Origin of the sequence: Nocardia sp. NPDC052566 (genome assembly GCF_044547285.1) — a bacterium.
Classification (GTDB): Bacteria; Actinomycetota; Actinomycetes; order Mycobacteriales; family Mycobacteriaceae; genus Nocardia.
Genome location: NZ_JBIUAF010000002.1, coordinates 474,030 through 491,480 on the forward strand (window position 1 = coordinate 474,030; position 17,451 = coordinate 491,480).

A 17,451-nucleotide genomic window follows, 5' to 3' on the forward strand; every position below is an offset into this window, starting at 1 on the left:
CGTCCCGGCTCTCTGACCGTCCCGGTCTCGCAGCGCGAGCGTATGTGTACACATTTGGGCACACTCTTTATATGCTGATCGAGACGCTTTCAGTGCGTGAGGCACGTGAGCAGCTCCCAGGGGTGCTGGAGCGCTTCCGCAGGGGCGACCGCACGCCGGTCGGTGTGGGTTCTCACCGTAAGACCGAGGCAGTGATGGTACCGGTGGCGGTGTTCGAAGAGCTGACCGCGGAACGTGCGCGTTCGGTGTCGCAGGCATCGGCTTCGGTGCAGGCGGAAGGGCTGGCGCCCAGCCCGGATGCCGAGGCGATCCTCGAACGGTGGACCCGAGGTGAGATCAGCACCACACAGATGCGTGAACTTGTTCGGCGCTTGCATGATGTCAAGTGAGCGCTGACCCGTATCTCGACCCCGGGTCCGGGGTGTTGCGGAACCTGCTGGGAATCGTCGATGCCCAACTCTTACGTCGAGTGGAAGCGGATCTGACATTCGCGGCGTGACTTCCGACTATGTGGAAGAAGCTGTTTCGGTATCCGTAGACAGGAGGCTGGGGTGGTGGAGGCGACGGTGGCTGAGGTAATGGCCGAGCTTGCCGCGCTGGAGGACCCGAAGGCGCGCGCGGTGAACGAGAAGCACGGTGACGATCACGGGGTGAACCTCGGCAAGCTGCGCGTACTCGCCAAGCGGCTGAAAACACAGCAGGATCTCGCGCGCGAGCTCTGGGCGAGCGGGGACACCGCCGCGCGACTGCTGGCCACCCTGATCTGCCGCCCGAAGGCCTTCGAGCGCCAGGAACTGGACGTCATGGTGCGCGCGGCGGGCACACCCAAGGTGCACGACTGGCTCGTCAACTACGTCGTGAAGAAGAACCCGCACGCCGAAGACCTGCGCCTGGCCTGGCTCGCCGACCCGGATCCCGTGGTCGCGAGCGCGGGCTGGGCGTTGACCACCGAGCGCGTGGCGAAGAAACCCGAGGGCCTCGACCTCTCAGGACTGCTCGACGTCATCGAGGCGCGGATGAAAAACGCCCAGGAACGCCTCCAGTGGGCGATGAATCACTGCCTCGCCCAGATCGGCATCGAGCACCCCGAATACCGTGCCCGCGCTGTCGACATCGGCGAGCGCCTCGAGGTACTGAAGGACTACCCGACCCCACCCAACTGCACATCCCCGTTCGCCCCCATCTGGATCGCCGAGATGGTGCGCCGCGGACCCGAAGGCCGACACCGCTAGCGCCGAGTTGGTCACCACGGAGTCGTTGCGCATCTTCGGCGAATGGACGGCTCGGTGGCCGGGAGCAGGAACCGTTCACCGAACAGATGCAGCCAGAGTCGTTCCAGCACATAGCCGTAGCAGTCCGTGCCGGTGGCCGCGGTGTGCATCGCGTGCAGGGCGCGGCTCGGCAGATCGGCGATCAGCTTGTTGCGCACCGCGAAGATCGCGCCATAGGCGAACCGGCCCACAAGGTGTCGTTCCGCCGCCGCCGCGAGATCCGGCAGCCCACACAGGGAGAAGAAGTGGGCCGCGATGTTGGTTCCATCGGGTAGTCCGTGGAGCGCCCGATAGTGGATGCCGGTCCGTGCGGCTCCGTCGTCGGTGAATTGGACCGGATTCCATGTCGCCAACGAGAACAGTTCCGGTCGAACTCGCGGGGAGTCTGCCTCGGTCTCGAGCAATACGGTGGGCGGGATGTTCTCCACCTGTTTCCAGCACCAGGTCAGTGGCTGGATAGCCGCCCAGTCTTCGGGCGTTTCGAGGAGATCGAGAAAGTCCGGGCTGTGTTCGAACGGATCGCCCTGGGAGAACACGGTGAACGCGCCCTGGCCGGGACCATGCTCGATCATGTGCGCGAGGTAGGTTTCCGACTCGCGCCCAGCATTCGGCCGGTCGACGATCGTTGCCGCTCGCGCCCGGAGGGCGGCGGAGCCGATCGGCGCGCCCTTGTTGTAGATGTGGATGCGAAAAGTACTCGGTACCAGCATGATCCAGTCGAGTTCCTCGGTATACCGAGCAATCACGAGATCGTTCACCCACACTCCACACGGTCAGCGGCGTTCGCGCGCGGCGGGCGATGCCGCGTGCGCTAACGATGGCACCGATGCTCGGATACCTCGTGCGGGGCCATCCGATGGTTAACCGCAGGTGTCCGGTTGGTGGTGCGGTTCGCGCTCGGCCGGACGTATCCGCGCCCTCGTGCTTGGGTGTCGGCAGGAGTGGTTGAGCGGGTAGGAGCGGGATGGCGTCGGGTGGGCCTGGTCTGGATCAGACCGATTGGTCTGGTTTGTTGAAGGGCGCGCGGGACGGCAAGTTGACGTTGGGTGTGGATGTCGCGAAGTTGAAGGTATTGATCGATGCGTGTGAGGTATTCGTGGCGGATATCTCGGGGTTGGTGAACGCGGCAGGCAGTGACAGGTTTCCGAAGACCGAGTGGGTGTACGACAATCGTGCGGCCGATGCGCCCGCGACGGCGCGGGAGGTTGTTCCGGCGCGTGTGACGACATTGGGCAGCATGGAGCAGTTGTTCGTGGAGTTCGATCGTAAGCGGACGGTCGAGCTGGTGGATGTTCTGAAGAATCATCAGGCGATTGTCACGGTGATGGCGAATACGTTCACTGCGGCGTGTAAGTCGTATAGTAAGACCGATGGTGACAATGCGGGGATGTTCAGTCCGCGATCGCCGACGGATCATTGGCCGGAGATTTTCAAGCATCATGCGACGCCGACCGCGGATTGGAAGTCGGGGCCGGGGTTGCCGACGACAGCCGGTTCGGGGGTGAGTTTCGATCCGAAGGCGAAGGGCAGTATCGAGAACGCTATCGAAACCGGCTACAACCTGGAGATTCTTGATTTCGCGAACATCGCGGAGATGTTCGTGAAGAACGACGGCAATATCTTCTGGATCGCGGGTGAGTGGCAGGCGCTGGCCGATATTTGGCGAAGTTCGGTGCGCACGTTTGTGAATCAGGTCGAGGGTGTTTTCCGGGCGGGGGCGTGGGAGGGTGTCGGCGCGGATCGTGCGGTGGCGTTTCTGGAGAAGTATTTACAGTCGACGGATACGTTGCAGCGCGGCATGGTTTCGATGTCGAATGTCATCGGTAATACTGCCAACTTCAATTCTTTCATGTGGTCGCGGCTTGCGCACTATTCGTTCATTCATCTGAATGCCGACAAGACGATCAAAGATGTCGATGGCGCGGATGCTGCCGACTATTTATCTCGTCAGCATGCGTTGTGGGACAAGGGTGATTCGGGAACCAATCAGAAGAGTTACGTGGGCGGTATCAAGCAGTTGGCCGGTCTTGTACCGGTATTTACTGATCCGAACAAGCTCGCTGGCTCCGATGGCGGTCTGCCCGGCACGTACAACTATAAGAAGCCTACCGGCGACGACAACGGCAACAAAGACAAGAGCGGTGGCGGTGGGGGAACCGGTGGCGGCGGTGACAAGTCCGGTGGCGGCAAGTCCGGTGGCGCTACGGGCGATGGCGGCAGCAAAGGCGGCGGCGAAGGCGCGGGCAGCGGCGGAGGTAAATCCGGCAAGTCCAGCGGTAAACCTCCCGGCTCCGGTGGCGCACCCCAATCATCGTCTCGCACGCCATCATCCGGGTCGGCCAACGCTGGTCCCGGTGGCGCGACCGGCCCGACCGGCGGTGCGACCGGACCGCTGTCTGCGCTCTCGAAGGCATTGCAGCAGTTGGCATCCGGGATGATGTCCGGTCCGTTGGCCTCCGGCCCGTGGGGCGTCTCCGGGCCGACCGGCGCCTCCGGGCCGTTCGGCTTCGACATCAAGCCGGCTGGCGCGGGCGGCGGTTCGGCGGGTGGTGGGGCGGCGCCGGGCAAACCCGCGAATCCGCTGGAGGACAAACTCTTTCCCCGAGCGGGTGCGACGGGCAACACCACCGAGTCGGTTGCCGCGCGTGCCGGCATCGCCCCGTCGGCGGCCATGCCTTACGGCGGTGGCTATCCGATGGGTGGCGGCATGGGTGGCGCTCCCGGCGGGCAGCAACAGCAGCAGCAACAGCGCAAGCGCGCGGCCTACCTCGACAGCACCGAGCACCTGGAGGAGGCCGTCGGCGAGGACCCACTCTCGGTCCGACCCGTCATCGACCGCTGACCTGCCACCCTCCGAGCCGAAACGTGAGTCCAGCCATGCGTTTTCATGTCGTCAACTTCCCCAATACACAGACCACCAAGCACTATCAGCCGTGCGCCTATACCCAGAAGATCCGGCGTTTCGCCGGGATGATGACGGATCTGGGCCACGAGGTGTTCCTGTACGGCGGCGAGGAGAACGACGCTGCCTGCACCGAATTCGTCACCATCGTGTCGAAGGCGGAGCAGGCCGAATGGTTCGGCGGCAACGATCTGTACCGGGAACTCAACAACCTCACCTGGAATCCCTTCGATCCGCACTGGACCACCACCAACGAGCGTGCCATCACCGAGATCGCCAAGCGCAGGCAGGACCGCGATTTCATCTGTGTGCTCGGCGGCACCTGCCAGCAGCCGATCGCGGAGACCTTCCCGGAGCTGATGACCGTCGAGTTCGGGATCGGCTACAGCGGGGTGTTCGCGAACTATCGGGTGTTCGAGAGCTACGCGTGGATGCACGCCGTCTACGGTTCGCGCACCACGGTGCCGGGCGTGATGAGCGCCCGCGGCCAGTTCTACGATGCGGTGATCCCGAATTACTATGAGGTGCAGGACTTTCCGTTCTCCGAGGAGAAGGACGACTACTTCCTCTTCATGGGCCGCCTTGTCGAGGCGAAAGGGATCCAGATCGCCGTCGACACGTGTCAGCGGCTAGGGGTGAAGCTCGTCGTCGCGGGCGCGGGTGCGACGCCGCCCGCCGAGGTCGCCGAGTACGTCGGCGTGGTCGACCATGTGCGCCGGGGTGAGCTGATGAGCAGGGCCCGTGGGGTTTTCGTGCCCTCGCTGTATCTGGAGCCGTTCGGTGGCGTGCACGCCGAGGCGATGCTCTGCGGGACGCCGGTGATCACCACCGACTGGGGCGTGTTCACCGAGACGGTGCAGCACGGTGTGCACGGGTTTCGCTGCCGCACACTGCGCGACTTCTGCGAGGCCGCCGACGCCGTCGACAAGCTCGACTACCGGGGGATCCGGGATTACGCGGTGTCCAAGTTCTCCACCGAGGTCGTCGCCCCGCAGTACGAGGCGTATTTCGAACGTCTCGGCACCCTCTGGGGCGAGGGCTGGTACGCCGCATGAGGAGGTCACGATGACAGTAGCGATTCGGCAGCGGCCCAGCGCATTCCGGGCTCGTCGGCGACGCAGGAACCTGGTGGTGCTGCGGGCGGGCGACGCCTCGCTGCACGAGCAGTGGCTCGCCGGGCCGATGCCGCGCACCTGGGACCTGGTCGTCAGCTATTTCGGCGACGACCCGCATCGGTTTCGCGCCGACGACGTGCTGCGGCTGGACCGCAAAGGACCCAAATGGCCTGCGCTGCACCATGTGCTGACGGTCGACCTGGCCGATTCTATCGACGACTACGATTACATCTGGCTACCCGACGACGATCTGGCCACCGATACCGCGACCGTCAACGAACTGTTCGAATACGCAGCGCGGTACCGGCTTCCGCTGGCACAGCCCGCGCTCACCGAGGACAGCTACTACACCCACGAGATCACGCTGGTCGATCGCAGGTTCGAGCTCAGGTACACCAATTTCGTCGAGATCATGGCGCCGTGCTTCCGCCAGGACTTCCTGCGCCGCTGCCTGCCGACGTTCGATGCCACGCAGACCGGGTGGGGTCTGGACTTCCACTGGCCGAGATTTGTCGGTGACACCTCATCGATCGCGATCGTCGACGCGGTCACCGTCCGGCATACGCGGCCGGTCGGCGGTCCGAACCTCACGGCGGCGCGTGCGGCAGGGGTGAACCCGTGGACCGAGTACCACGACTATCTGGCGCGGCACGGGATCGACGATCTGCGCACGCGGGTGTACCGGGGCATCGGCGCGGGGCGCCCGCGGCCGGCCGACGACCCGACCGCGATCTGCGTCACCGTCGATCGGCCGCAGTCGTGGCTGCGTGCCTGGTTCGATCACCACGCGGCCCACGCGGATCTCATCATCGTCTATTCCGACGATCCCGCGGTGCGCGCCTTCGCGGCGGGCCGTGAGCACCCGGTACTGGTGTGCGACAACGTTGTTCCCGCGGCCGATCCGGTCGAGCGTGAGGTGGCCAATATTCACGCTGCCGTGGCGACCGCCCGCGCCGCGGGCATGGCATGGCTGCTCCCGCTCGGCCCGCGGGAGCTGTTCCACGACGACGGCAGACGCCGCTGGCAGATCCCAGGGGCGGGCCAGGTCTCCTTCATCGCCCACGAGGCCGTGCCGCGGCCGCATCCGGTCGAGGATCCGTTCCACGAGTGCACCGTATTCCGGGTCAGCGGTCTGTCCCCATTTCTCGACGCGCCCGCGAACCGCAGTGCCGTCCGGCTCGATGCCGAGATCGCCCCGGTCGATAGGCACGGCTTCACCGGATTCACCGCCGCGAGTGGCACCGTCACGGCGCCGATGATCTTGCATTATCCGTACCCGAGCTTCGAGAGCTGGCTGGACCGGGCGGCGGAGGCCGCGAGCAACGGCGGCGCCATGGCGCGCGATTTCGCGCACTTCTCCCGCGACCTGTTGCAGGTGGCGGTGGCGCACGGCCGCCTCGACGGCGCTCGCGCCTGCTTCCTCGCCGAAATCCCCTGTGCGGGAATGGTCGATCGCATGGTGCGCGACGGTGAGTTGATGCGTGTGGTCCCCGGGTTGGTGAACGGACGGTGTACGGACCGGGCCGCGGTTGCCGCACGGCAGGACCGGCCGAATATTCGGTGCTAGAAACGCAGGGCTGAGGCAGTGGAGTCGATGGTAGGAGCGGGATGGCGTCGGGTGGGCCTGGTATCGATCAGACCGAGTGGTCTGGGTTGTTGAAGGGCGCGCGCGACGGCAAGTTGACGTTGGGTGTGGATGTCGCGAAGTTGAAAGAGCTCGTCGAGGCGTGCGAGGTGTTCGTCGCGGATATCTCAGGATTGGTCGATGCGACGGGTAGCGCTAATTTCCCGAAGACCGAGTGGGTGTTCGACAACAGCGTGATCACGGTGGGTGGGGTGGCGGGCAAGTATCCGAATCGTGTGACGACATTGGGCAGTATGGAGCAGTTGTTCGTGGTGTTCGATCGTAAGCGGACGGTCGAGCTGGTGGATGTTCTGAAGAATCATCAGGCGATTGTCACGGTGATGGCGAATACGTTCACTGCGGCGTGTAAGTCGTATAGTAAGACCGATGGTGACAATGCGGGGATGTTCAGTCCGCGATCGCCGACGGATCATTGGCCGGAGATTTTCAAGCATCATGCGACGCCGACCGCGGATTGGAAGTCGGGGCCGGGGTTGCCGACGACGGCCGGTTCGGGGGTGAGTTTCGATCCGAAGGCGAAGGGCAGTATCGAGAACGCTATCGAGACCGGTTACAATCTGGAGATTCTTGATTTCGCGAATATTGCGGAGATGTTCGTGAAGAACGACGGCAATATTTTCTGGATCGCTGGTGAGTGGCAGGCGCTGGCCGACATTTGGCGAAAGTCGGTGCGCACATTCGTCGACAAGGTTGACGGCGTTTTCAAGGCCGGTGCCTGGGAGGGTGTCGGCGCGGATCGTGCGGTCGCGTTCCTGGAGAAATACCTGCAGTCGACGGATACGCTGCAGCGTGGCATGGTTTCGATGTCGAATGTCATCGGCAATACCGCCAATTTCAATTCTTTCATGTGGTCACGCCTGGCGCATTATTCGTTCATCCATTTGAACACCGACGGCACGATCAAAGATGTGGATGGCGCGGATACCGCCGACTATTTGTCTCGTCAGCACACGTTGTGGGACAAGGGGGATTCGGGGACCAATCAGAAGAGTTATGTGGGGGGCATCAAGCAGCTGGCCGGTCTTGTGCCGGAGTTCACCGATCCGAACAAGCTCGCCGGTGCCGGTGGTGATCTACCGGGCACGTACAACTACAAGAAGCCCACCGGCAACGACAACAACGACAAGGGTGGCGGCGACGGTGGCGGCGGGGGAACCGGTGGCGGCGGCAAAGGTGGCGGCAAGTCGGGTGGCGGCACGGGGAGCGGTGAAAGCAAGGGCGGCGGCGAAGGCGCGGGCAGTGGCGGCGGCAAGTCCGGTGGTGGTACCGGCAGCGGTGGCGGCAAAGGCAGTGGTGGCGGTAAAGGCGATGGCGGAACCGGTTCCGGCGGCTCGAATCCCACGGGCAACCCGGGCCAGGGTGGCGGCCCGGCGGGTCCGAGCGGTCCGCTCGGCGGCACCGGGGCGGGTGGTAAGTCCGGCGCGGACATGATGAGCCTGTTTTCCGAAGCGCTGCAACTCATCGCCTCGGCCATCCCGACGCTGGTGCAGCTCGGCAATCAGCTCGCCGCCCAGCTCGGCCCCGCGCTCCAGCAGCTGGCGAAGGCCGTGGAGAACGGCAGCATGACGGTGAAGCAGGCGCTGGACGAGGCGTCGGAGCGGATCGGGCGGCAGGTGCACGACCTCGAGGAGCAGCTGTTCCCGCCGGGGGCGACGGGGCCGGCCGGGGTGTCCTTCGCGCTGTTCCCCGGTGGCGGCGCACCAGAGGTGCGGCTCGAATTCCCCGGCCGGGCCGCGGGCCGCCAGCCGGAGGTCATCCAGGACTTCACGGCCACCAGGTCGACCACCGAGGTGGCAGGCGAAACGGCGACGACCGGGGATCCCGGCAGCACGGTGGAGGAACGACAGTAATGGAACGCACCTGGCGTCTGAGCGGCCTCGAATATCTGGTGCTGCGTGAACGACTCGTCGACCGCTGGCACAACTGGCCGTTCACCTACATCACCGATATCCGCGGCTACTACGACTTTCAGTTCGCCAAGGCGCGGGTCTGGGGTGAACTGCAGGCCGCGTGGGATCCGGAGCTGGCCGACGTGCTGGTCAAGTCGTTGCGTGCCGATATCCGGATGGTCGTTCAAGCCGAGGATCGCAGCGCCGCGCGTCCACTGGACGGGCGAATCGTCATGTCGGGCAAGAAGTTCGGTGACCGTGCGGTGCTGATCCAAGGTTTCGGCTCGAGAACAGCGCAAAGTCAGGACGAACTGGAGATCATCGAATGTGATGCGGCGTCGCTGACCCGCCTGCTGGTGGACAGGCTGCCGCCGATGGCGCCAGGCAGCCTGCCCCGGGTGGAGTTGCTCGAATCCGGCAGGGACGAGGCCGGTTTCGATCATTGGCACGGTCGCAGCTCGCTCTACGACGAGGGCGACCACGACGTGGACGCGCGGTGCAGACAGTGGCAGGCGGCGCCGAAGTCGACCGTCGGCCGGATCTTGATCACCCAGGGCCACTCGAACTTCGGCCCGCGCGGTCAGGTGACGAAATGGCTTGTCTGGGAAGACCATCCGGGTGACGGCCGCTACGTGATCGGCATGGAACCACCCGCCGCCGCGGTCGCGGCCGATGCCGCGGGGCTGTGCGCGCTGATCGACCGGCACTGCGACGAACTGATGCTGGTCAGCGACGACGAGTCCCGGCGCGGTCTGGTCAGGGCAAGCGTCTATGACGGTGGCCGATGAGGGAGCTGCCATGTGAGGGGAGGCATCGTGCACGGTCCGAATGATCGGCTGAAAAGTGAAGTGGCCCAGGTGATCGACGACGTGCACCGGCTCATCACCGGGTTCGCCGAAGCCAAGCGCCTGCACCAGGCGGTGACCGCGTCGGTGACCGCCGAGCGGGAGCGGATCGTCGTGGTGGCGGACGTGTCCGGTGCCGTGACGGAGGTGTATTTCGAGGACGGCATCGAGGATCTCGGCTATCACCAGATCGCCCGCGGCGTCGTCCAGGCCGCGCAGCGGGCGGCCGCCGAGGTGAAAAGCAAAGCCGACGAGATCCTTTCGCCCCAGCGGTCGGCGCTGCTGCGACTGCCGAAGCTGTCGGATCTGGTGGACTGGTTGCCCGACGAGGAGTCGATACCGACGCCGCCTCCGGCGCTGCTGACCCCGCCCGCCGAGCGTGAACCCGTCGCCGATATCGGCGACGGGGCCGACCTCACCGTCCGGCAAGAGCGCAGGGCCCGGCTCTTCGCCACCGCATCCGCCGCGGGGCGCAGGGTGAGTGTCACGGTGAATTCCGACGGCGTGCTGATCGACCTCCAATTCTCCGGCGCCATCGCCGATCTCGACTATGCGGAGATCGCCGACGCCATCGCCGCATCGTCCCGCGCGGCGGTGGCGGCGGTCGCACGTAAGGTCGCCGACCTCTACGCGCCGACCGTCGAGGACGACCGGCCACCCTTCCCCGGACCGGATGCCGTACTGGCAGGCATCGAGCGTCTTCGCGACCAACTGCGGTGAACGGAGAGAGAACACATGGCACCTGAACCGGAAGTTTCCGAGGGCACGCTCTGGGCGAGCCTGCTCGCCTCGTCGAAGGACGGGCATCTGAAACTCGAGCCCGGCACGGCGGAACAGTGCGCCGAGCATGTCGAGAGCATGCTCGAAGTCGTTGTCGGCGTGCAGAACTGGATGAATCAGAACACCGCGGCGGCCAGTCCGGAGATCGCCGCTTCGGTGTCGGGCAGGCTGCTCTGGACGGTGTTCAACCTGAAGTTCGGTACCGAGTTGCGCCAGCGTATCGACCGGCACCGCGAGATCTTGGTCGACATGGGCAACACCTTCGTCACCGCGGGTAAGCGGTATGCCCGCACCGAGGACGAGTCGGCCGCGAGCTTCGAGAACATCTCCTTCACCCCGTCCGGCACACCGCCCAGCGGTGCACCGCCGAAGGGCGTCGTCCCCAGCAGCCCGCGTAAACCCGGCGCGGGGACGAAATACGATTCGTACGGATTCGGCCCCGAGATGGGCCGCCAGCTGGGCTGGGAAATGTTGTACATCATCTGCAATTCGATGAACCCACAGGCGGTCGCCGACGCGGGGGGAGTCTGGTACTGGCTCTCCTCGACCCTGGAGACCGGTTTCACCACGCTGCGCACGACGATCGCGTCGACCTCGGATCGGTGGCAGGGCATCGGCGCGCAGACGGCCATCGCGGCGACGAACGATTACACCACTGCTTCCAAGCAGCTCACCGGCGATATGAAGCTCCTGGGCGACACGCTGGTCTACACCTCGGGCTGGTTGCAGCAGACCAAGCAGAACGCGATGCCGCCGACACCGCAGCCGCCACCGGGGGACAGCATTTCCCAGAACATGGCGAACGAGGTGAACCTGATCCGGTATCAGGAGAACTTCCAGCTCTACTACTCCGACAACTACACGCAGACGACCGCCCGTATCGTGACGCTGCCGACGCCGGATCCGGTGACAACCCCCGGCGTGGACGTCGGCGACAATCCGGCCGGGACACCGATGACCGAGCCGGTGCCGCCGAAAGACGATGAATCGGACGGCGATTCCGGTGAGAAGCCACCCGGCGACGGCGGTGACGGCGAGGGTGGCGGCGAGGGTGGCGGCGGCGAAGGCGGCGGCACCGGCGGCGGCGGATCGGGCGGAGCCAAGCCGCCGCATACCGGCGACCCGGGAACGAAACCGCCGACCACCACCCCGGGGAAAACGCCGAAGCCGCTCGAGGGCATCGGCCCGAATCCGCTGGCGGCGTTGAACAAACCACCCGGCAGCCTGTCCTCCGACCCGTCGAAGAACCCAGGAGTTCTCGCGAGCACGGTGCCGCCGGTCGGCGCGAACACCGGAACTCCGACCATCAAGGGCGGCAGCGGAATCGGCAGCAAGGGCGTGGTCGGCCGCGCGCCCGTTGCCCTCGGCGCTTCGACGAACCAGTTGTTCCCGCGCGCCGTCGTGCCCGCGGAAGCGCGGGTGATCGGCCGGGCCGGACCGGCCGGTGGGCTACCCGGTGCGCCCTACGGCGGCGCACCCGGCCGCCCGAATCCGAACGAGGAGCGGGACAAGAAGCGTTCGGAATACCTGAATTCCACCGACCACCTCGACGAGGCGCTCGGCGAGCACGGGCGCGGCATCCGGCCGGTGCTCGACCGGTGAGCCGCACCTGGCGGCTCACCGATGTGCAGCTGATCGACCTGTGGGACAGCATGTTTCAGGATCGGTTGCCCGCTCCGCTTTTCGCGCTGTACCGCGGCGAGAATGCCGAGGAGTGGGCGCGGTTGCGTGCCGAGGCCAGGGCGGGCATGGCCGATGAGGACGAGGGCGGCCTGCGCGCCGCGCTCACGCGGGTCGCTCACGCCGATGTCCTGGTGTCGGCCAAGGGCTTCGATCCACGGCGTCAGGACCGCCCCGACGGCCTGGTGCGTGTACTCGGTGCGCGGCAGGGTGCGGCGGCGACGCTGATCGGCCAGATGCCCGGCGAAAGTGTTTGGCACAGTGGCGGTTACGTGATCACGGCGGGTCATGCCGATCGGCTCGCCGGTGCGATCGCCGGTGCGTTGCCTGACCGCGCCGCGGGGCGGCTGCCCGATACGCCGCTGGTGACCGCGCCGGGCGAGGAGGGTGCCGACTACTACTACGGCCGGTCGAAGGTGCAGGAAAGCTATTCCGATGTCGACCGGCGCAGCGCGGAATGGCTCGCGATGCGGGCCGAGTTCCTCGGTGTCATCGAAATACGTTTGGGCAGTTCGATCTTCGGACCGCGCGGCATCACCCGCCATTGCATCGAGTGGCGTGATCTGGTGGACGACGGCCGCTACGCCGTCACCGAAACGGCCGGACTCGTCGCAACGGCCGTCGACCGGCCCCGGCTGGCGACCATGATCGCCGCCCACATCACCACCGTGTTGCAGACCCTGGAGGACGAGCGCCGTGCCTGAACAATCCCGAACGTTCCGGTCGGCCGTACACGACAACCCGGTGTACGAAGGCGCCGATCCCGAAGCGGTCGTCGAGCCGGACCCACCCGGATCGACGGCCTTCGAAACCTGTACGACCGGCGAAGCGTCCGTACGCGGCGGCGCGATCGTGGTCACCGCAACGGATTCCGGACTGCCGACCGCGGTCCGTGTCACGCCGGACCAATTGCGCTGCGATCCGCGCGAACTCGCCGACGAGATCCTGCGGCTGTGCCGCCTCGCCGCCGACCGGGCGGGACTGCGCCGTCGCGAATACCTGACCGGTCTCGGCGTCGGTGAGGACGCGCTGAACCTCCTCGGTCTGCCTACGAAGCAGGCGCTCGAGCGGTCCGAACTCGCCGACGAGGCCGAGCACGAATACGAGCCGCGCAGCTGGCTCGAGCAGGACGGCGGCAGATGGTGACCGAATTCGCGGACTTCAACGATTAGGTGAACAACCGACCGCAAGGTGAACAGTAGGACCTGCGCCCCGCGCTGAGATTGCGAAAGGGCATGTGCTCGTTAGATTTCCGGATGAACCGCTCAGGTATCGAGTTCACGGATCAGCCCAGGAGAGTACCGCGATGAATGTTGTCAGTGTGCAGCCGCAGACCTTCCGTCACTATGCCGATATTTCCGAGGGCATGGCCGCGACGGTCGCCGTCGCGGGCGCTGTCGATCAGGCCGCGGTCGTTTCCGCCGCCGTCCCGGTATTCGGACTGATCGGGCAGGACTTCCTGCTCAGTTTCGCCTACGCGCAGGCCAATCACTTCACCGCGGTGGGTGAACTGGTGGCCAACTACGCCGGGACCGCCCATACCGCGCGCGCGGCCGCCCGGTCCTATGAGCTGACCGACCAGACCAGTGCGGAGTCCTTCGTTCCACCCACGTCGGCATGACGGCCCAGAACCTCGCGGCGCCACTGTCTCTCGCGCCGCCACAGTCTGCTGGAGCGCCACTGCCGCCGACCGTGCTCGACGCGATCCGCGAGACGCCGGTCGCACCCCTTCTCGACCGGTCCACCGAGCAGGTGCTCGCGCAGATAGGACTGCCGTCGCTGCCGCAGCTGCCTGCACTGCCGCCGCTACCCGGCCTGCCGCCGTTGCCGACGATCGATCCACTGGCACTGATGAAGCCGGTCACCGACCTGTTCAGCGGTTTCGGGAACGGCGATCTCGGCGCCAACGGCTCGCTCGATCCGAAGACCGTGCTGCGGCAGGTCACGCAATCCATCGGTACCGCACTGCAATTGGCGACGGCGGGTATTCAGCTGTTGCAGTCGATGCAGAGCGCGGGCAGCCGGGCCGCCACCTCGGCCGCGGTGGAGACAGTCGGCAGCTCGACCGCGGTCGCGGGGCAGGCGGCGAACATGAACGCGATCACCGCGGGCGCCGCCGGAACGGTGGCCACCGGATATCTGCAAATGGCCGCGGTGGCAACCAAATTCGCGCTGACCACGGCCGCGCTCGGACCGACCCTGGTGACCCCGGCCGGGCAGGCCGCCATGCTGGCCACGGCGGTCGAAGCGGGCACCGAGGCGATCGCGATCACCGCGCACACCAAGGCGCAGCTGGCCGGGCAGTCCGCCCAGATGAGCAAGGCGGGGACGCCGGTGCAGGTGCGCAAGCCGACTGCTCCGAAGCTCGGCGCCCTGGGCAAGTCACCGCAGGCACTGGCCAAGAATGTGCAGGTGGGCCGACCGGCCCCTGGCTCGGTGCAGACCCCGGGCGGGCTGAAGCCGAGATCCAAGTCCGCCGCCGTGACGAGTTCCACCGACTCGACCAACCAGGTCATCCAGCAATTGGTGCAGCTCGTGCAGCCGCTCATCACGGCGGCGCGCCAGGCCGGCCATGACGTCGCGGTGCCGAAGACGGTCAGGCCGGAGACGGAAGCTGTTGCGCCGGTGCCGATCCCGACCCCGACCCCGACCGGTGGTGTGGCGAGCATCCCGGGCGTGCCAACGGTCGGTATCGCTCCGGTGGCCAGTGCGGCGTCGCCGCTGGGTGGCTGGCAGGCGGAGACCGTCGGCGCCACCATGCCGGGCACGTCATCGGGTCCGACCACGGTGACCACCACCAGATTCGCGGGCGAGATGCTGCCGCCTCTCGCGCCCGGCATGGGTGGGCTCGCCGCCGCGAGTGAGCGGTCGAGACCGGTCGACGGGACCGTGGACGCGATGGTCGATGCCCGCCATGTCGACGAGCTCGTCGGTGGCCCTGCCGCCGAGATCGCCGCTCCGGTCATCGGCGCGGCGCCGCCGAGCCCGGCAGATAACCCATACAGCTTGTAGCAGAGGAGATTTCGATGAGTCAGATCGCATTCGACGGTGAACTCGCCCGCCTGGCGGCGGGCCGCCTCGACACCTTGGCCGACGGTCTGGAGGGCGCGATGCATCGGCGTGGCGACGCGCTCAGCCCGGTCGCGGCGGCGCTGGACCCCGTATCGCGGCAGACCGCGCAGACCATCGGCGCGGTCGGCGGATCGTTCCAGGATTCGTACCGCAGCGGGGTCGGCGAACTGCGCAAGATCGCCGCCAACCTGCGCGCGCACGCCGACCTGACCGCCGTGGCCGACGGCGATGTGGTCGACTCGTTCAAGCCGCTGATGTAGCGCGATGGTCGAGCCACCGCAGGCCGGGTTCACCGGCACGAACTGGGCGGCCGTGCCCGCCGAGCAGTTGGCGCACGAGCTGACCACCGGTCCCGGTGCGGCCCCGATGGCCGACACCGGGTTGGCCTACGCCGAATTCGCCGCCGGACTCGGCGAGGCAGGCACGGAATTTCGCGCCATCCTCTCGGTCGTCGGCGGCGCCTGGGGATCGGATTCCAGCGAGGACGGCCTGGCACAGCTGGCCGGATTGTCGACCTGGTTCGACGTCATCACCGCCGCGGCGACCGGCAACGCCGCGACCGCCGCGCAGCAGGCGGCGTCATACGAGCTGGCGAAGCTCGGTATGCCGCCCGTCGCTGAGCTGGGCGCGGCCGTGCGTTCGGCAGAGGACATGCTGCGCGGCAGCCTGCTCGGCGCGCCGCTGGCCGGGCTGCTCGATCTGGCCGAACGCCAGGTCGATTCGCTGCGCGAGCAAGCCGCCCAGGTGATGCGCTCCTATGAGGCGGCCGGGGAGAAGCTGGCGGTGCCGTGGGAGCAGGCGCTGGCGCCCGCGGTATCGGCGGGCACCAACCTGCTCGCCGAAAAGGCTCGGGGCCATGGCAATTCACCCGCCACGCCGGAGCAGCTCGCACCGACGTCAGTACCGGCCGAGGTCGTGCACGCACCCGCGATGACGGTCGATCTGTCCGCACTGCACGTGGCCCCGCCACCGACGGTGCCGGTCGGCGTCGAGTCGCTGGTGCTCACCCCGCTACCGCAGCCGGGGGCGATCATCGGACCGGTGTCCGCGCCGGGGACGATGCCCGTCACCACGGCCCAGACGGTCACGGCGCCACCGCCGGTCGTGCCGCCCGCCGCGGCGCGGGCCACCTCGCCTGTGCCGCAGACCGGAGCGCGCGCCGGTGCCGCCGATCCGGGCGACATCACCGAACGGATCATTGTCGACGCGGGATTCGCTACCGCGCCAGCGGTATTGGGTGCAGCCCCTGAGGTGCCGGGCGGCACGGCGCACGGCAGGCGCGTGGAGTCCGCTCCGCAGGAGGTGTCGTCATGATGCGCACCAGCGGCGGCTGTGCCGAACCCCTGTGGTGGCGCACCTCATCCGCGAGTTCGAAACAGGACTCGGGTACGGAGGAGCAATGGTGTCGTTGACCACCGATGGTGCGCTCGCCGTCGCCGAAGCGTTGGGCGTGCAGACCCTCCCCGCGGTGCTCGCGCTGCGGTCCCGCCATGCCGACCACGCGGACGCGGCCGTGGCTCGCGAGGCCGCGGTGGCGGCCCTACGCGACCGCGGTGTGCTCGACCACGAAGGGGACGTCCGCGACGACGAACTCGCCACCGCGCTGTTCGCGCTCGCCCGTCCGGAACGCGAACTGGTGCTGCGGATCCGGCGCGGCGCGGAACTACACCGTGTGTGCCTGGTCCGGCGCGGGCTCGACCATGCCGTCGCGGTCCGTCTCGGTGACGAACTCGACATCCGGCCCGTGTGGGGTGACGAGGATCCGGAGCTGCTGGCCCGCCCGCTGCTCGACGCGCTCGGACCGGCGCAACCCGCGGATATCCCGGCCTTTCGCGCCCCCACCGACGAGTTACGCGAGCGACTCGACGAGGCGGGCAGCAGCGCGACGAACGCCGTCTATCAGCTCGGTATGCCGGAGGCTGAGGCGATCTCGCTGGGACTCGCACTGCGACAATGGACTTCGCTCGCCGAGCTGGTCTGTTACGCGCACGCCGACGGTGCCGCCGCGCGTTCGCCCGCCACCGCCGCCGTGTACGACACACCGGCGGGCCGCATCATCGGCGGCGGCAGTATCGCCGCCGACGGACGGGCGTGGACCACCCTCGGCCCCGGCAGCGACCGCAGGCTCGCCCAGGTGATCGCCGCCCAGATCGAGGCGCTGCCGCAGGGCCGCTGGATGCCGTAACACCGATTTCCGATCGTCCGGAGCGATCGCTCCGGCAGTTTCACAGATCCATTCCCTCGAGAGGACA

General features: G+C 67.0%; 17 protein-coding genes. 16 read left to right on the top strand and 1 reads right to left on the bottom strand.

Features of this window, described 5'->3' with window-relative positions; translation table 11 throughout:
• The first annotated feature begins 71 nt into the window (after window positions 1–71).
• Together ACIG5A_RS09510 and ACIG5A_RS09515 are read left to right on the top strand one after the other, a co-directional pair.
• On the top strand, window positions 72–389 hold the full coding sequence (locus ACIG5A_RS09510) for an antitoxin VbhA family protein (RefSeq protein ID WP_397239702.1): 318 nt from the start codon (window positions 72–74) through the stop codon (window positions 387–389).
• Window positions 390–578: 189 nt separating this feature from the next.
• Complete coding sequence (locus tag ACIG5A_RS09515; RefSeq protein ID WP_397240581.1) at window positions 579–1,232, top strand: DNA alkylation repair protein; 654 nt, start codon at window positions 579–581, stop codon at window positions 1,230–1,232.
• An 11-nt stretch (window positions 1,233–1,243) separates the two neighbouring features.
• Here the strand turns inward: ACIG5A_RS09515 and ACIG5A_RS09520 are convergent, their stop codons facing one another.
• Entirely contained in the window at window positions 1,244–2,029 is a 786-nt protein-coding gene (locus ACIG5A_RS09520) for a hypothetical protein (RefSeq protein WP_397239704.1), read from the bottom strand.
• A 206-nt stretch (window positions 2,030–2,235) separates the two neighbouring features.
• Between ACIG5A_RS09520 and ACIG5A_RS09525 the strand changes: the two genes are divergently transcribed.
• From ACIG5A_RS09525 to ACIG5A_RS09590, 14 genes are all read left to right on the top strand, one after another.
• Window positions 2,236–4,113 carry a hypothetical protein gene (locus tag ACIG5A_RS09525; RefSeq protein WP_397239706.1) on the top strand — a complete coding sequence of 626 codons (1,878 nt, stop codon included), beginning with the start codon at window positions 2,236–2,238 and terminating at the stop codon, window positions 4,111–4,113.
• Window positions 4,114–4,148: 35 nt separating this feature from the next.
• Window positions 4,149–5,228: a glycosyltransferase gene (locus ACIG5A_RS09530; protein ID WP_397239708.1), complete on the top strand. Its 1,080-nt coding sequence runs from the start codon at window positions 4,149–4,151 to the stop codon at window positions 5,226–5,228.
• 10 nt (window positions 5,229–5,238) lie between these two features.
• Window positions 5,239–6,855, top strand: coding sequence for a DUF707 domain-containing protein (locus tag ACIG5A_RS09535; RefSeq protein WP_397239710.1), 1,617 nt, complete (start codon window positions 5,239–5,241; stop codon window positions 6,853–6,855).
• Between the two features lie 41 nt (window positions 6,856–6,896).
• Entirely contained in the window at window positions 6,897–8,783 is a 1,887-nt protein-coding gene (locus ACIG5A_RS09540; protein WP_397239712.1) for a hypothetical protein, read from the top strand.
• On the top strand, window positions 8,783–9,610 hold the full coding sequence (locus tag ACIG5A_RS09545) for an ESX secretion-associated protein EspG (RefSeq protein WP_397239713.1): 828 nt from the start codon (window positions 8,783–8,785) through the stop codon (window positions 9,608–9,610). The genes ACIG5A_RS09540 and ACIG5A_RS09545 overlap by 1 nt, the downstream gene beginning before the upstream one ends.
• A gap of 27 nt (window positions 9,611–9,637) precedes the next feature.
• Window positions 9,638–10,387, top strand: coding sequence for a YbaB/EbfC family nucleoid-associated protein (locus tag ACIG5A_RS09550; protein ID WP_397239714.1), 750 nt, complete (start codon window positions 9,638–9,640; stop codon window positions 10,385–10,387).
• 15 nt (window positions 10,388–10,402) lie between these two features.
• Window positions 10,403–12,049, top strand: coding sequence for a hypothetical protein (locus tag ACIG5A_RS09555; RefSeq protein WP_397239715.1), 1,647 nt, complete (start codon window positions 10,403–10,405; stop codon window positions 12,047–12,049).
• A complete protein-coding gene (locus tag ACIG5A_RS09560; protein WP_397239716.1) occupies window positions 12,046–12,831 on the top strand; it encodes an ESX secretion-associated protein EspG in 786 nt (261 codons plus the stop codon). Before ACIG5A_RS09555 ends, ACIG5A_RS09560 begins: the two co-directional genes overlap by 4 nt.
• Window positions 12,824–13,273 carry a hypothetical protein gene (locus tag ACIG5A_RS09565; protein WP_397239717.1) on the top strand — a complete coding sequence of 150 codons (450 nt, stop codon included), beginning with the start codon at window positions 12,824–12,826 and terminating at the stop codon, window positions 13,271–13,273. The genes ACIG5A_RS09560 and ACIG5A_RS09565 overlap by 8 nt, the downstream gene beginning before the upstream one ends.
• Before the next feature lie 160 nt (window positions 13,274–13,433).
• Window positions 13,434–13,748, top strand: coding sequence for a type VII secretion target (locus ACIG5A_RS09570; RefSeq protein WP_397239718.1), 315 nt, complete (start codon window positions 13,434–13,436; stop codon window positions 13,746–13,748).
• A complete protein-coding gene (locus ACIG5A_RS09575; RefSeq protein WP_397239719.1) occupies window positions 13,745–15,139 on the top strand; it encodes a hypothetical protein in 1,395 nt (464 codons plus the stop codon). The genes ACIG5A_RS09570 and ACIG5A_RS09575 overlap by 4 nt, the downstream gene beginning before the upstream one ends.
• Window positions 15,140–15,153: 14 nt before the next feature.
• Window positions 15,154–15,459, top strand: a complete 306-nt coding sequence (locus tag ACIG5A_RS09580) for a PE domain-containing protein (RefSeq protein ID WP_397239720.1) — start codon at window positions 15,154–15,156, stop codon at window positions 15,457–15,459.
• Window positions 15,460–15,463: 4 nt separating this feature from the next.
• Window positions 15,464–16,513: a PPE domain-containing protein gene (locus tag ACIG5A_RS09585; RefSeq protein WP_397239721.1), complete on the top strand. Its 1,050-nt coding sequence runs from the start codon at window positions 15,464–15,466 to the stop codon at window positions 16,511–16,513.
• Window positions 16,514–16,598: 85 nt separating this feature from the next.
• Complete coding sequence (locus tag ACIG5A_RS09590; protein ID WP_397239722.1) at window positions 16,599–17,384, top strand: ESX secretion-associated protein EspG; 786 nt, start codon at window positions 16,599–16,601, stop codon at window positions 17,382–17,384.
• The last annotated feature ends 67 nt before the right edge of the window (window positions 17,385–17,451 follow it).

Coding starts and splice junctions, on each gene's coding strand:
- ACIG5A_RS09510 (WP_397239702.1), top strand. CDS start 72: ATGCTGATCGAGACGCTTTCAGTGCGTGAGGCACGTGAGCAGCTCCCA.
- ACIG5A_RS09515 (WP_397240581.1), top strand. CDS start 579: ATGGCCGAGCTTGCCGCGCTGGAGGACCCGAAGGCGCGCGCGGTGAAC.
- ACIG5A_RS09525 (WP_397239706.1), top strand. CDS start 2,236: ATGGCGTCGGGTGGGCCTGGTCTGGATCAGACCGATTGGTCTGGTTTG.
- ACIG5A_RS09530 (WP_397239708.1), top strand. CDS start 4,149: ATGCGTTTTCATGTCGTCAACTTCCCCAATACACAGACCACCAAGCAC.
- ACIG5A_RS09535 (WP_397239710.1), top strand. CDS start 5,239: ATGACAGTAGCGATTCGGCAGCGGCCCAGCGCATTCCGGGCTCGTCGG.
- ACIG5A_RS09540 (WP_397239712.1), top strand. CDS start 6,897: ATGGCGTCGGGTGGGCCTGGTATCGATCAGACCGAGTGGTCTGGGTTG.
- ACIG5A_RS09545 (WP_397239713.1), top strand. CDS start 8,783: ATGGAACGCACCTGGCGTCTGAGCGGCCTCGAATATCTGGTGCTGCGT.
- ACIG5A_RS09555 (WP_397239715.1), top strand. CDS start 10,403: ATGGCACCTGAACCGGAAGTTTCCGAGGGCACGCTCTGGGCGAGCCTG.
- ACIG5A_RS09570 (WP_397239718.1), top strand. CDS start 13,434: ATGAATGTTGTCAGTGTGCAGCCGCAGACCTTCCGTCACTATGCCGAT.
- ACIG5A_RS09575 (WP_397239719.1), top strand. CDS start 13,745: ATGACGGCCCAGAACCTCGCGGCGCCACTGTCTCTCGCGCCGCCACAG.
- ACIG5A_RS09580 (WP_397239720.1), top strand. CDS start 15,154: ATGAGTCAGATCGCATTCGACGGTGAACTCGCCCGCCTGGCGGCGGGC.
- ACIG5A_RS09585 (WP_397239721.1), top strand. CDS start 15,464: ATGGTCGAGCCACCGCAGGCCGGGTTCACCGGCACGAACTGGGCGGCC.
- ACIG5A_RS09590 (WP_397239722.1), top strand. CDS start 16,599: ATGGTGTCGTTGACCACCGATGGTGCGCTCGCCGTCGCCGAAGCGTTG.